Raw genomic sequence first — 11,840 nt, forward strand, 5'->3', positions numbered from 1 at the left:
ACCTTCATGCATCCTCACTCCCTTTCAAAGATACGTTTCCAAACATTTTATACAAGTACTGGCGCATGTAAGCCACTCCCACATCGGTTAATAACTTGTGGTACTTCATAATGCGCGCTAAACGGCGCAAGAAGCTAAATTACGAAAGGCAGCACTACCGCATACAAATATTGAATACCTAAAACTTAATTCTGAATCACCTTTTTCTTTTGAGATGAAAGCCCTGCGAGGATATGTACCAATTTTAATTGAGATTATTGTCTACAATACAGATAACTAATATTGGTTGTCTGTTTTTTTTATATGTACTTTTCCCTCCAAATTTCCTAGAGTGGGAATATAGAGGGAGGTTATTTATTTATGGCAAGTTTTATTGCATTTTTTGGAGTATTAAGTTTTATATCATTGATTGTTTTTGCGGTTTTAACTTACAAAAAGTTTAAACAGAATGATAAGGCTCAGGGAATGAAATTCTTAAAGTTCACTGGAATATCTTTATTATTAGTTGTGGTTTTGATGTCTGTAGATAATTTACTTGAAAAACCGACTGATTCAGCTAAAGTTGATATAGAAAAAACAACAGTTACAGTTGATAAGGACGAACAAGCTAAACAAGAAGCTGAGTTAAAGGCTAAAGAAGCGAAAGCACTAGAAGATGAAAAGGCGAAGTTAGCAAAAGAACAAGAAGAAGTTAATGAAGAAGAGCCTACTACCACTGAAACATCGAAACGCATTATTGATACATCTGTTTTTGAATACGCGGACGCTGTTGATGTGACAGATGCCATTGACTTGAACGATCATGTTACACTGATTATCAGTATGAACGAAGCTATTAGTCCTGGCTTAGCTACACAGCACGTTGTGAACTAAACATATGATTTCGTACAACAAGTAGATGTAAAGGGTGCCAAAACTATCGGAATAAACGTTAAACAGGGCGCTAATAAAATTGCACAATTCACTGTTTATACTGATAAATTCGTGTCCAATGACGATGAACCTATGTCTGACGCTGTAATTACGGCTTCCGAGATTGAATTTATGACGGATGATGTAAAGAATTTCGGCAAAACAATCGGTTCTTGGTAAACACAAAATAGTCACTCAAATGAGTGGCTTTTTTTATTAAAAATAACAAATTTTTATTACGGTAAATAAGTCTCATATTGGTTAAAGTTGTCTTTAGAGGTTATTTAAAGAAATTACCTTTAAAAACTTTAAAGGAGGATACATAAATGAGTAAGCTATTTAAAAATGGTTTTATTTATCTAGCATTAATACTAATAGTACTAATTAGCTATAACGTTGAAAATGCACATGCTGAAGATGGTTATTCAGAAAATCTAATCCCTAAAATGACATCTGATGTATCAGAGTTTGGTAAAGCTTCATCTTCAAGTAAATATTTTCCAAGTTGGCTAGCATTTGATGGACAACTAATTTATCCAAATGCTTGGGGAACATCCGCAAAAACAGGGTGGTTAGCCTATGAATTCACAACCCCAAAAGTAATTAGTAAATATGTAATGCATAATGAAGGAAGATGGCCTGAAATCTTTCCAAATTCATGGACCTTTGAAGCTTGGGACGGTTCAAATTGGATAATATTGGACTCTCAAACCGGCGTTACAGCAAACGATTGGGTAAAGAATCCGAAACAAAGTTTCAAATTTGAAAATACCAATTATTATACTAAGTACCGAATAAATGTTACTCTTACAAACAGTACAATTAATCAAGTCAACTTATCAATTTCCGAACTACAAATGATGGAGAAAACGTCAAGACCATCAGAGCCTGAATCAATTTCATTAGATAGAAATGTATTAGAGCTTTCAGAAAACCGCTATGATAAATTAACAGCTACAATCCTACCTGAGAATACAAATAAAAATATAATTTGGACAAGTAGTGATGAAAGCATCGCAACAGTTGATCAATTTGGTAATGTAAGAGCCATTAAAAAAGGCGTAATTACTATAACTGCTCAAGTCGAAAATACTAATTTAAAAACTGATTGTATAGTTACGGTTAAAAAACTAGGCGGTACAGAATCTAAATCAATCACATTAGATAGAAATGTATTAGAACTTCTAAAATCTAGTCAAGATAAGCTAGTAGCATTCGTTACTCCAAATTCTGCAAAAGTAATATGGTCTTCTAGTGATGAAAGTATTGCCACTGTAGATCAAGATGGTAATGTAACTGCAGTTCGTGAAGGTGAAGTAATAATTACAGCCAAAATTGAAGGCACTGAAATTACAGCCACTAGTACAGTAATTGTTAAGAAACCAAACAATGAATTTTCAAATGCTATTTTAAGTATTACACTAGTAAATGGTATAACAAAAGAGTATGATGTTACCAATAAAGTATTAAATGACTATTTGAAATGGTTTGATAGTGCTCAAGGCACATCCACATTTAAATTTTCTAAAACAATTTCACCTTACAAAAAGGTTACTGAATATATCGTACATGATAAAATCGCTTCATTTGAAGTAAGAGAATACTAAGACAAAAAACCAGGTACTCACATTCCATTGAGCTCCTGGTCTTTATTTTGGTGACTGATTAATAATTTTTCAACCTGTGTTTTCAATACCATATTAGCATAGGTAAACACTTGATCCTCGCCAGCGGTGGCAATAATTAAATCACTAAAGTATTCATCGACCTTTACCCACTTCACGATTCTAATTTTATCTTTGGCCAACAGCCTTTTAGAGTTGTAACATTCTTGTGAAATGTCGTCTAAAAGCTTATCAAGGATTGGCAAATACACTTTGCTCAATTTAAGATCTCAATCACTTTATAATCACGCTGTAATGATTGAATCGCCATATCTAAAATCACAAACTTATGAAATAATTGACGCTGTTCAATATTCAACATATAATTCCACTCCTCACACAAGAACATTCGTTTGTATCATTTTAGAACAGATGTTTGTAATTTAGCAAGTGAAAATTACAGGAATAAATTTTAAGGAGCGTGATTTCGGTTACTATTGCCTAATTTTATATATACAATTCATGCTAAATTTCCTAAAATGGTAATTAGAAGATAAGATTAGTGAGGAGAATATAATTGAGTAATTGCCCTAATTGTTTAGCCATAAATCCATTTAAGAAAGTACATAGAGATGGGGCTGAGATTGAAATATGTGAGTATTGTAATACTATTAAGGAAGAAGAGCGCGAGGAATATACAGAAAACCAAGTCCAAAATAAAGAGGATGCAGATCCAATTTTTACTGTTGCAATCGGATATTTTGCGGGGGTATTGTTTTTTGTTATTTTGATTATTGCTATTAATAATTGAATCTTGACCAAGATGGCAATTCAGCTATCTTGGTCTTTAATATTATTCACTACTATTTTTGTTACTTGTGCTAATTTAGCTGTTTTAATTTTATTTGCCCCAGCTTGTACAGCATCCATTCCTGTAAATGTTCCTGTTTTAACGCGCCATTTAGCTTCATCTGGCTCGATATATGCCACCCAACCAAAACGATGTTTTAATACATCTAAGACATTTTCAGCAGCTTGTTTTGTAGCGTAAGTACCTGTTAAGACACGATATCTATTAGTATCTGTGGAAGGCTTCTGTTGTGTTGTATTACCACTAGCGTTCTTAATCATCGTGATAAATTGTGACCTACTTACTTTTCCAGCACGCATTTGACTAGGACAGTTCTTACCACTAAAATGATTGTGCTGAACTACATTACTAATTGGAATACCTTCATCTTTCATGATTTTAGCTACTAATTCCGCAGCGTTCAGCATTGCTTTTTGATAGTTACCATCACTATTAACGCAAACCTCTACCTGTATCCCTTGGTTATTGCCTGTTGTGCTTCCTGCAGCCCAACATCTCCAAGCATGTTCAAAAGATTGTACGGCTTCTTTGTCGTCCACAGTATAGTGCCATGATGCATTACGGCTATTACCGTTATATTGTAATCTAGCGTGCGCGTCTGCATCGGCTCCTGTTCGAGTATTATCTGTTTCATGGACTACAATGTATTTTTTAGCATTTCCTTTGCCATAAGAGACCTCGTTTGCTTGTACATCGGGTACTAATTTTTTACGAGTTACAACCATTATTGTCCACCGTCCTTTTTATTTTTCAATTCTTTATCAACGTCTTTCCCTGTTAGTTCATTTAGCATTTCATTTGTGAAATGTTCTTCTGACTGAGACTCAATGACCTTTAACTTTTCAGCTAATTGTTTTGGGATAAGTACCACTAATTGCGCCATGTTTTCTGTGATACTTAAAGCCTCATTTGCTATATAAAAAAGTACCGTCGCAAATGTGAGTGTCCCATTTAACGACAGTACTTGATCGATTATATTTGCTGTGATTATAACGATTAAAACTAATAACTTACGAGCGTAGCCAAATAGTGATTTCCGGCTCCACAGGTTACCATTTTTTATGGCTTTAAAAATTCCAGTAAGAATATCTAATCCCATTAACAATAACAACAGATGTAAAAATTTCACCCCGCCAAATAAATATAAATGCGCTACTTCTAAATACTCCAAATTGAAACCTCCCATAATGTACACTCTTTCATTTCATTATTTATCACTTCGTTTACTTAACAGTTCAACTTTCAATTGCTCCATGTGTATAGTTAACTTCCCTTTGCGTTTCATATACTTTTCATGAAGCTTCCTTACTTCTTCTTGTTCACGTCTTACCTTCGGATCAGTAACGGAAGCAATGTATTCTTCTTTACAATGAGGACATTTAATATACGATTCGATAATTCCTCTTGGATGCTTACGTTCTTTAAGGACTATAGGTATTAACTCTTTGCAGTTATCACATTGACATTGTTGGTTCTCCATTGTTCAGCCCTCCACAATTCATAATGATTTGCTCATTAGCTTTTATAGTCTGTTTAGCTTTCGACTTTATATCTTCAAGACTGTACACCCTATTCATAACCCCACGATTAACGCCTACGATTACTTGATGGTTGATAGGATATACAGTCTTCAAGGCATAATAAAAAGCCATACCCATATGACCTCGCACATTACTTTAATTCTTCTATAGATACTATGTGATTTGTAAAGACTAACTCAGATGGTTCACCTTTTTTATCTTTCAAAAAGGTTCTTATATAACCAAAATTAAAATAACCATCATCATCTAGAAACATCTCTTCAATATCTTCAAGACTAGCATCCATTTCTATCTTTTGACCATTAGTTAAATGTAAAATCACACTCATAAATTTAAATATACCTAATCTTATCGACTGGAATTCCAGTCTGTTCAGATATTTTTTGTTTCACATGTTTACTACCTTCAGCAGTATCAATATCAGTATTATCATCTACTTCAACTACTGTGTTTTGATTAACAGGACTTTCTCCCATCACTCTGTAAGCAACCTCTATTTTCAATTTAATCACTCCTTTTACCTACAATGATAGGTCAAAAGGAAACACATGTCACTACTGGAAATGAAATAATAAAAAGCCACACCTTGTTAGATGTGACCTTCTTCATAACCTTCTAATATTCACTTTTCAAAATTGATAATATGGCAAGATCAATATACTTCCCGTTTTCAAATTCATGTTGTCTCAAAACACCTTCTTGACAAAAATTTAATTTCTCCAACAATCTTATAGATGATGTATTTTCTGGTTCTACTTTTGCCTCGATCTTATTAATTCCCATTGACGTAAAGGCAAAATGGATTATGCTACTTAAAGCCTCTTGCATAATACCCTTTCCCCAATATTCAGGTTTTAAATCATATCCAATTTCTATTCGGTTATGTTCATTTTCATAATTCAAATAACCACATGTTCCAATCACTTTTTTGGTTTTAGTTTCTTCGATTACCCATCTTAAACCTGTCTGTTCTTTGAAAATTTTATCATACCAATTTATTTCATATATTGCATCTTCTACTGAAGTAAATAATGTTAATGGAATATACTTAACTACATTTTCATCAGAATAAAGCATAAAAATATCTTGGGAATCATCAACTATTCCTTTTCGTAGGATAAAGCGTTCCGTTTCCAATTTAGGGAAATCTTTAAAATTGAACTCCATATTCATAATAACTCTCCTTTTATTTTAAATTGATACGCATATTATGAACCTTAACATTGTGTGAAGGTCAAATTAATTTAATAGGAACAAAAGTAAGACTAAAATGAAGTTTATACAATTACTAATAAAGTTGCAAAGCCACACCTTGTTAGATGTGACTTCTTAGATTTTATTAATTGTCTTATTCAATCTTAAAAGCTCTTTTTAAGCTAGTTACCATATTTTTTACATCTCCTTTCGGTTCTTCTAAGATTGGTTTAATTTCATTAAGCACTGTCTGATTAATGTATGTAAATTTAACTCCACCATCCCCTTCATTTCTAATTGTTAACACATTTAATGACGCTAACAGCCTCATTTGAGCGTGAATAATATTCGAATATGCTTCAGCTTCGATATCTTTTTTAACGACAGCTTTGAACCAATCTCTGGTTTTTTCTGGTAAAAAATCCAAATCATTTTCATATAGGAAGCATGCGTATACTAATGTCATACCTTCAGTTACTAGTTCTTTAATAACTACATTATGTATATATCTTTGCCATTCTTCAGCTGTTAAAACCTGTAATGTTTTATCCTGATTAGTACTTCCCTTTTGTAGATTCATAAAGCTTTTTAGTGGCTCAAAATTAGTAGTAATATTTTCATGAAGACCTTTTTGCATATCTTGAAGAATTGAATAAAGCCGTTCTTCTAATTCTGTTATAACTGTACTAATTTCGTTATTGTCTAATTCTTTTGTAGCTTCTTCAACCCTATTCGCAGACTCTTCAAGCTTCTTAGTTGAAGCTTTAACATGGAATGATATAAATTTCAAAACACACGAAATTCGTATCAATAAAACTTTGTCACGAGGTTTAAAAGGTCGCCTTTTAGTGAAACCGCCCAAAACAAAAAAATCCATTCGCACAATTGAGATGGATCAAAAAACACTGGATATTTTAGATGAATGGAAAAAAAGACAAAAACAAGATTACTTTAAATTAGGATATAACACATTAAGACCAGATCAACTTGTATTTAGTAATAAGTACAATGAATATCTGCAGCTAGCCATTCCACAAAAATGGATGCTGTCGGTCCAAAATAAATATGGGTTGGAGAAAATCTCTCCTCACGGTTTAAGACATACTCATTGTTCATTGATGTTCGAAGCAGATGCTACTATCAAAGAGGTCCAAGAACGTCTAGGACATAACAACATCAACACAACTTTAAATATTTACACTCATGTTACCAAAAAAGCAAAAGGTGAAGCAATTCAAAAATTCGCAAACTACATTAATATTTAGTTAGATTTGAATACGATTTTGAATACGATTGAATACGACTTAATGAATTTTAGTGAAACTATATAAGTGGAATTACCTTGATTTATGAGTCATTTAACACTCATTGAGCCTAGATGAAACTGTGTTGTCAGACATTGTTTAGTCTGGCTCTTTTGTTTTTATAGTGTAGGAATACCAACAATGTCTAAGGTTATTGGGGGCAAATTTAATTAGGGTTGAGGTTAATTCGCCAGTCCTTTTATTTTCCCTTCACAAAAAACACCAGCCGTAGCAAATAATTATTTAGATGCCTTATCTAAAATAGCTACTTACACCATTCCACTGTTCTCATGCCAACCTTTATGAGTGATTTCATCATTTTTATCCATTTAATGAGATGTTGCCTGCTGGACAACTCTTAATTGGACTTTCTAGCACTGCATTTTCTAATACGTATTGGGTTCTCATTCCTCTTTTTATCTATGCTTTATTTAGTTGCTACCGCTTTTAAAAGTAATTGTTTGTTATGATCAGACATTACACGCCATTCTTTAACCGTTACTTTCATTTGCCCTCACATCCTTTCGAATTTTCGCTTCCAAACACTGTATGCAAGTGAGAGCGTATGTAAGACACTTCCACGTCGATTTATCATTCAAATCCCAAAGTTCATGCGATACATCCATCGGGTTTCTTGTCATAATAAAAAGCCACAACTCATAATGAGTATGACTTTGAAGTCCCGATTATAATTCTTCTAAATAGATTGTAACTATGATACTTCTTGGACTGTAAGTAAAAGCTCTTTCACTCACTGCCCTGTAATTATCATCCATATTAACTACATCACCAACGTTCGGAATCAGAGCTGATAGAGAGTTGTTGATGTCATACGTCATAATTATATCTCCGTTTTGTTCACAAAAGCTGATTGTAATCTGTTCTAAATTTTCTCTCATATTTGGCACCACCTTCCACACTAATCATAGAATATAGGGAACCGAATGTCATCACAAGAAATATAAAGCACAATAAAAAGCCACAATAAATTAGATGTGACTTGATATCAATATTTTATTTTGTCGTTAATGTCTCAATGGTTTTACTGTTATTACAGATAAGACATTTAGCTTTAAATTTTATACTCGTTGAAAGTAATTGCAACTTACTTATGTCGCTACTCAATTTTTCTATTTCAACTAAACCTTCACTTTGCAAAAACCTAATTTCCAACTCAAGTTTTTTTAATGACTTTTGAATTAATTCTATATCTTCTTTGTATTTCTCTAACATGATTTTAGTATCAATGAGTTCAATCTTATTGTTTGTGTTTTTTTGCATATGGTAGACTCTCCCTTTTTACCTATGAAGTCATCTTTATGGCGCAATCTTTGTTACATGAGAAATTGAAAAACACCTAAGTACATGAAAAAATTTTAACAATTGGATTTAATTAACACTATTATAAAGTTGTTTAACATATTTAACAATGTTATTTTTCATTCAATTGAAAATCAATTATGGCTCAGCAAAATTGTTGCTGTCGCTTCGCTTTCGCACAGAAAACTTTTGTTGCTGTCGCTACAGAAAAACCATGCGTCCGGGTTCGGCTTTGTGCTTGTATAAGAAGCTCCTTTCCGGTTTCCGTGAAGGTACTAGCCCAAAGGTAGGTGGGATGTTTCGACAGAACAATTAATGCATTTCCAGTCTAATGAATGACTTAAAATCGGCGTGTATCACTACTCGATATGTAAGCGTATTTTGAGAATAAAATCTCGAATACGCTTATTAATTTTATAAAATAATTTTAACGCCATGACGAGAATCAACAACAGACGAAAAAACAATACTAATGTTTAACCATTAAGAGAGAAAAAATTGACTAACAACATGTGAAGTAATTCGCGAATTACTATAATTTTGAATACAATATATATAATGAAATCGATTACTCCAAATAGGCCCTTTATTACCTACCCGAGTAATAGATGAAACAACAATGTCGGACATTTTGTTTGACTTCTTTTTCGTTTGTCCCCTTTTCTTCCTAATAAAGCAAAGGATTTTCTTGTTCTTAAGTAATATCATTGAGAAACTTTACAAATAGCAGTAAAATTTATGTAAGGATTATTATTTCATTGAAACTTTATGTCGATTATTTCGTATAAGAATATAGACATATTTAAATGCTAGGAGGAAGAAACATGCTCAGTGTCGGACAGTTTTTCTCTAGACATACCGCTAGCTTCTTAATTTCTCTCACAACTGTTTCTATCACAGCAATTGCGGCAAGTCCAGGATACTTCCTTGGTGGTATATTGTTTGCTGGAACATACGCGTCGAGTACTGCGTTATTGAAATATAGACAGAAAAAGAAATTCATGCAAATAGCAGGTATAACAAAAGAAGAATACAAACATATTGAATCACAACTTACAGCAGCCAATAAAAATATTCAAACATTAAGTCAAAACTACTTACGTGTACGTTCAGTTTCTGCATTTAAGCAATTACTTGAAATGACACGTATTTCAAAAAATATCGTGAAAGTAGTTAAAACAGATCCACGAAAATTTTATAATGTTGAAGAATTTTTTTATGCACATCTCCCTTCCGCTGTCGAATTAACGGATAAATATACGATGTTATCGAGACAGCCTGTGAAGGATAAGGAAATCCAAATTACATTATCGAAAACAAGAGAAACACTTACAGATTTAAATGATACGATTCAAATTGATTTAAAGGATGCGCTTTCCAACGATATTGACCATCTTCAAATGGAAATAGAATTTGCGAATCGTTCAAATATAAGACGAAAAGAACAATTGGAGTGGCGAGGCGATGATAAATGACAGCAAATGATCACGCATTTCAACTAAATACAATACAAGGTCTTTCCCCACTTGTACAATCTTATTTAGAAACAACTCCAAATAATGAGGCGATGGCGACGTATGATACGCTATCGCCTCTTGCACAAAGTCGTGCACTTCTATACGCTAGTCAGCTTGACCTGACAAACTTCGAGTCAGTCCTGTCTTTAGGGCAAGATTCACAGCGATCGCTTTCCCAATTTGCTGATCGAATGCTTGCACAAGTCAAACAAAAAGATGTCACAAAAATTGGCCAAATGTTAGACTCATTAATGCAAACGTTAGACCGTGTAGACCCTAACGCATTAGAACCAAAAAAGCAGTCCTTTTTTAAAAAAATGTTTGGTAAAATTGAGCCTACTGTTAAGCAAACATTAACGGAGTTTGAACGTATAAGTATCCAGGTAGAACGAATTGGTGTTCAACTTGAACGTGCACAGCTTCAAATGATAAGAGATGTGGAAATGCTAGAAGGACTTTATGCACATAATAGAGGATTCTTCGAGGAGTTAGCGACCGCTATTGCAGCAGGACAAATGAAGAAGCAGCAAGCCATTGAAGTTGAGCTTCCTGAAAAAGTGACTAGTGTACAAGCAACGAAACAGCCACTAGCTATCCAACAACTTAATGATTTTGCCGCTCAAATTGAACGTCTAGATCAACGTATTTATGACTTACAAGTATCGCAGCAAGTTGCCTTACAAACTGCACCACAAATACGCATGATTCAGCAGTCTAATCAAACATTAGCGGAAAAAATTGAATTTTCCATCGTGACGCTCATTCCATTGTGGAAAAATCAGTTGGCCATGATGTTATCTATGCATATGGATCATCACTACGCGCAGCTAGAGGAAAGATTATCTCGTACAAATGATCGATTTACGAGCCCTTCCTTTGAACAGCAAGTATCGAAATTCAAAGAAACACAACATGAGCTGAAGACAGCTATTAAAGATGTCTTTGCCCTTCATACAGCTACAGAACAGGAAAAACAGCAATTACAGGATGTAGCTGAATTAAAAACCTTTAAGAAGGAATGATTCCCTTTTTCCAACAAAGAAGGGTGGCTCAGAAAAATCTGAACCACCCTTTGAATTTTATTCGAAATAATCTTTATAGTAGCCACCGATATTACCAGTGTTATCGATAATAAAAATGAATTCTTCTGTTTCATTTTTCACATCATATTGTTTCCCTACTGTTAATACGTTTGAAACTAAATATTTTGATGCATTAGTATGCTTACAAGTAACTGTGCGTACTGTCTGAGCATCTTTCCATTTTAAATGTAACATAATCTCTCTACCTCTCTTTACTAGCACGAAGCTAATGTCTACTGCTTATTTTATAATATTTTTGAACTTTTGTGGAGAAAAAAACCATAGAAGATCATATTTTCTTCATAACTATCGTTATTTAACCATATCCATAATAAAAATTTTTACTTCGAGGTGTTACTATGAGCTTTGGTGGTGTACCGCAATGGTTTTTTATCCTAGCCGTTGCCTTTGCAATTTGCTTTATATTATACGCAGAATGGAATTCTAGAAAATAAGTGAGCCCATTCATTTGGACTCACTTTTTGTTATTGTAAC

General features: G+C 33.5%; 18 protein-coding genes. 6 read left to right on the plus strand and 12 right to left on the minus strand.

All coding sequences use genetic code 11. The features are described from left to right. Positions 1 to 360: 360 nt before the first annotated feature. Positions 361 to 873 (plus strand): hypothetical protein, encoded by a 513-nt coding sequence (locus ACIPKN_RS03105; protein WP_400933301.1) that lies wholly within the window; start codon positions 361 to 363, stop codon positions 871 to 873. A gap of 365 nt (positions 874 to 1,238) precedes the next feature. Next, positions 1,239 to 2,519, plus strand: coding sequence for an Ig-like domain-containing protein (locus ACIPKN_RS03110; RefSeq protein ID WP_400933303.1), 1,281 nt, complete (start codon positions 1,239 to 1,241; stop codon positions 2,517 to 2,519). Positions 2,520 to 2,536: 17 nt separating this feature from the next. Here the strand turns inward: ACIPKN_RS03110 and ACIPKN_RS03115 are convergent, their stop codons facing one another. Further along, positions 2,537 to 2,788, minus strand: a complete 252-nt coding sequence (locus tag ACIPKN_RS03115; protein WP_402880723.1) for a YhjD family protein — start codon at positions 2,786 to 2,788, stop codon at positions 2,537 to 2,539. Between the two features lie 305 nt (positions 2,789 to 3,093). On the opposite strand from ACIPKN_RS03115, the gene ACIPKN_RS03120 reads away from it, so the two are divergent. Beyond that, positions 3,094 to 3,327, plus strand: coding sequence for a hypothetical protein (locus ACIPKN_RS03120; protein ID WP_400933307.1), 234 nt, complete (start codon positions 3,094 to 3,096; stop codon positions 3,325 to 3,327). A 20-nt stretch (positions 3,328 to 3,347) separates the two neighbouring features. Here the strand turns inward: ACIPKN_RS03120 and ACIPKN_RS03125 are convergent, their stop codons facing one another. The 8 genes from ACIPKN_RS03125 to ACIPKN_RS03160 form a co-directional block, all read right to left on the minus strand. Next, complete coding sequence (locus tag ACIPKN_RS03125; protein ID WP_400933309.1) at positions 3,348 to 4,112, minus strand: peptidoglycan recognition protein family protein; 765 nt, start codon at positions 4,110 to 4,112, stop codon at positions 3,348 to 3,350. Next, positions 4,112 to 4,573, minus strand: coding sequence for a phage holin family protein (locus ACIPKN_RS03130; protein ID WP_400933311.1), 462 nt, complete (start codon positions 4,571 to 4,573; stop codon positions 4,112 to 4,114). The genes ACIPKN_RS03125 and ACIPKN_RS03130 overlap by 1 nt, the downstream gene beginning before the upstream one ends. A 21-nt stretch (positions 4,574 to 4,594) precedes the next feature. Then, complete coding sequence (locus ACIPKN_RS03135) at positions 4,595 to 4,867, minus strand: hypothetical protein (protein WP_400933313.1); 273 nt, start codon at positions 4,865 to 4,867, stop codon at positions 4,595 to 4,597. Further along, the gene (locus ACIPKN_RS03140) at positions 4,842 to 5,039 is read right to left on the minus strand and encodes a hypothetical protein (protein WP_400933315.1); all 198 of its coding nucleotides are present in this window, start codon (positions 5,037 to 5,039) and stop codon (positions 4,842 to 4,844) included. The genes ACIPKN_RS03135 and ACIPKN_RS03140 overlap by 26 nt, the downstream gene beginning before the upstream one ends. 19 nt (positions 5,040 to 5,058) lie before the next feature. Next, on the minus strand, positions 5,059 to 5,256 hold the full coding sequence (locus ACIPKN_RS03145; protein ID WP_400933317.1) for a hypothetical protein: 198 nt from the start codon (positions 5,254 to 5,256) through the stop codon (positions 5,059 to 5,061). A gap of 4 nt (positions 5,257 to 5,260) precedes the next feature. After that, positions 5,261 to 5,431, minus strand: coding sequence for a hypothetical protein (locus ACIPKN_RS03150; RefSeq protein ID WP_400933319.1), 171 nt, complete (start codon positions 5,429 to 5,431; stop codon positions 5,261 to 5,263). 112 nt (positions 5,432 to 5,543) lie between these two features. Beyond that, positions 5,544 to 6,101 (minus strand): GNAT family N-acetyltransferase, encoded by a 558-nt coding sequence (locus ACIPKN_RS03155; RefSeq protein ID WP_400933320.1) that lies wholly within the window; start codon positions 6,099 to 6,101, stop codon positions 5,544 to 5,546. Positions 6,102 to 6,276: 175 nt separating this feature from the next. After that, positions 6,277 to 6,984, minus strand: a complete 708-nt coding sequence (locus tag ACIPKN_RS03160; protein ID WP_400934062.1) for a hypothetical protein — start codon at positions 6,982 to 6,984, stop codon at positions 6,277 to 6,279. On the opposite strand from ACIPKN_RS03160, the gene ACIPKN_RS03165 reads away from it, so the two are divergent. Next, a complete protein-coding gene (locus ACIPKN_RS03165; RefSeq protein ID WP_400933321.1) occupies positions 6,941 to 7,387 on the plus strand; it encodes a site-specific integrase in 447 nt (148 codons plus the stop codon). The two genes, ACIPKN_RS03160 and ACIPKN_RS03165, sit on opposite strands and share 44 nt — an antisense overlap. Before the next feature lie 725 nt (positions 7,388 to 8,112). On the opposite strand, the gene ACIPKN_RS03170 is transcribed toward ACIPKN_RS03165, so the two are convergent. Both ACIPKN_RS03170 and ACIPKN_RS03175 read right to left on the minus strand, forming a co-directional pair. Then, a complete protein-coding gene (locus ACIPKN_RS03170) occupies positions 8,113 to 8,325 on the minus strand; it encodes a hypothetical protein (protein ID WP_400933323.1) in 213 nt (70 codons plus the stop codon). Positions 8,326 to 8,440: 115 nt separating this feature from the next. Further along, complete coding sequence (locus ACIPKN_RS03175) at positions 8,441 to 8,707, minus strand: hypothetical protein (RefSeq protein WP_400933325.1); 267 nt, start codon at positions 8,705 to 8,707, stop codon at positions 8,441 to 8,443. 863 nt (positions 8,708 to 9,570) lie between these two features. Here ACIPKN_RS03175 and ACIPKN_RS03180 point away from each other — a divergent pair. Then, the gene (locus ACIPKN_RS03180; protein WP_400933327.1) at positions 9,571 to 10,221 is read left to right on the plus strand and encodes a 5-bromo-4-chloroindolyl phosphate hydrolysis family protein; all 651 of its coding nucleotides are present in this window, start codon (positions 9,571 to 9,573) and stop codon (positions 10,219 to 10,221) included. After that, positions 10,218 to 11,285, plus strand: coding sequence for a toxic anion resistance protein (locus ACIPKN_RS03185; RefSeq protein WP_400933329.1), 1,068 nt, complete (start codon positions 10,218 to 10,220; stop codon positions 11,283 to 11,285). The genes ACIPKN_RS03180 and ACIPKN_RS03185 overlap by 4 nt, the downstream gene beginning before the upstream one ends. A gap of 57 nt (positions 11,286 to 11,342) precedes the next feature. Here ACIPKN_RS03185 and ACIPKN_RS03190 read toward each other — a convergent pair whose 3' ends face one another. After that, complete coding sequence (locus ACIPKN_RS03190; protein WP_100541949.1) at positions 11,343 to 11,540, minus strand: DUF6501 family protein; 198 nt, start codon at positions 11,538 to 11,540, stop codon at positions 11,343 to 11,345. Between the last annotated feature and the right edge of the window lie 300 nt (positions 11,541 to 11,840).

The sequence above is a fragment of the Lysinibacillus sp. NPDC086135 genome, from assembly GCF_044746345.1.
Lineage (GTDB): Bacteria > Bacillota > Bacilli > Bacillales_A > Planococcaceae > Lysinibacillus.

Bases quoted from the DNA above. Each gene is read 5' to 3' on its own strand.
- ACIPKN_RS03105 (WP_400933301.1), top strand. From the start codon at position 361: ATGGCAAGTTTTATTGCATTTTTTGGAGTATTAAGTTTTATATCATTG.
- ACIPKN_RS03110 (WP_400933303.1), top strand. From the start codon at position 1,239: ATGAGTAAGCTATTTAAAAATGGTTTTATTTATCTAGCATTAATACTA.
- ACIPKN_RS03125 (WP_400933309.1), bottom strand. From the start codon at position 4,112: ATGGTTGTAACTCGTAAAAAATTAGTACCCGATGTACAAGCAAACGAG.
- ACIPKN_RS03130 (WP_400933311.1), bottom strand. From the start codon at position 4,573: ATGGGAGGTTTCAATTTGGAGTATTTAGAAGTAGCGCATTTATATTTA.
- ACIPKN_RS03135 (WP_400933313.1), bottom strand. From the start codon at position 4,867: ATGGAGAACCAACAATGTCAATGTGATAACTGCAAAGAGTTAATACCT.
- ACIPKN_RS03140 (WP_400933315.1), bottom strand. From the start codon at position 5,039: ATGGCTTTTTATTATGCCTTGAAGACTGTATATCCTATCAACCATCAA.
- ACIPKN_RS03145 (WP_400933317.1), bottom strand. From the start codon at position 5,256: ATGAGTGTGATTTTACATTTAACTAATGGTCAAAAGATAGAAATGGAT.
- ACIPKN_RS03155 (WP_400933320.1), bottom strand. From the start codon at position 6,101: ATGAATATGGAGTTCAATTTTAAAGATTTCCCTAAATTGGAAACGGAA.
- ACIPKN_RS03170 (WP_400933323.1), bottom strand. From the start codon at position 8,325: ATGAGAGAAAATTTAGAACAGATTACAATCAGCTTTTGTGAACAAAAC.
- ACIPKN_RS03175 (WP_400933325.1), bottom strand. From the start codon at position 8,707: ATGCAAAAAAACACAAACAATAAGATTGAACTCATTGATACTAAAATC.
- ACIPKN_RS03180 (WP_400933327.1), top strand. From the start codon at position 9,571: ATGCTCAGTGTCGGACAGTTTTTCTCTAGACATACCGCTAGCTTCTTA.
- ACIPKN_RS03185 (WP_400933329.1), top strand. From the start codon at position 10,218: ATGACAGCAAATGATCACGCATTTCAACTAAATACAATACAAGGTCTT.
- ACIPKN_RS03190 (WP_100541949.1), bottom strand. From the start codon at position 11,540: ATGTTACATTTAAAATGGAAAGATGCTCAGACAGTACGCACAGTTACT.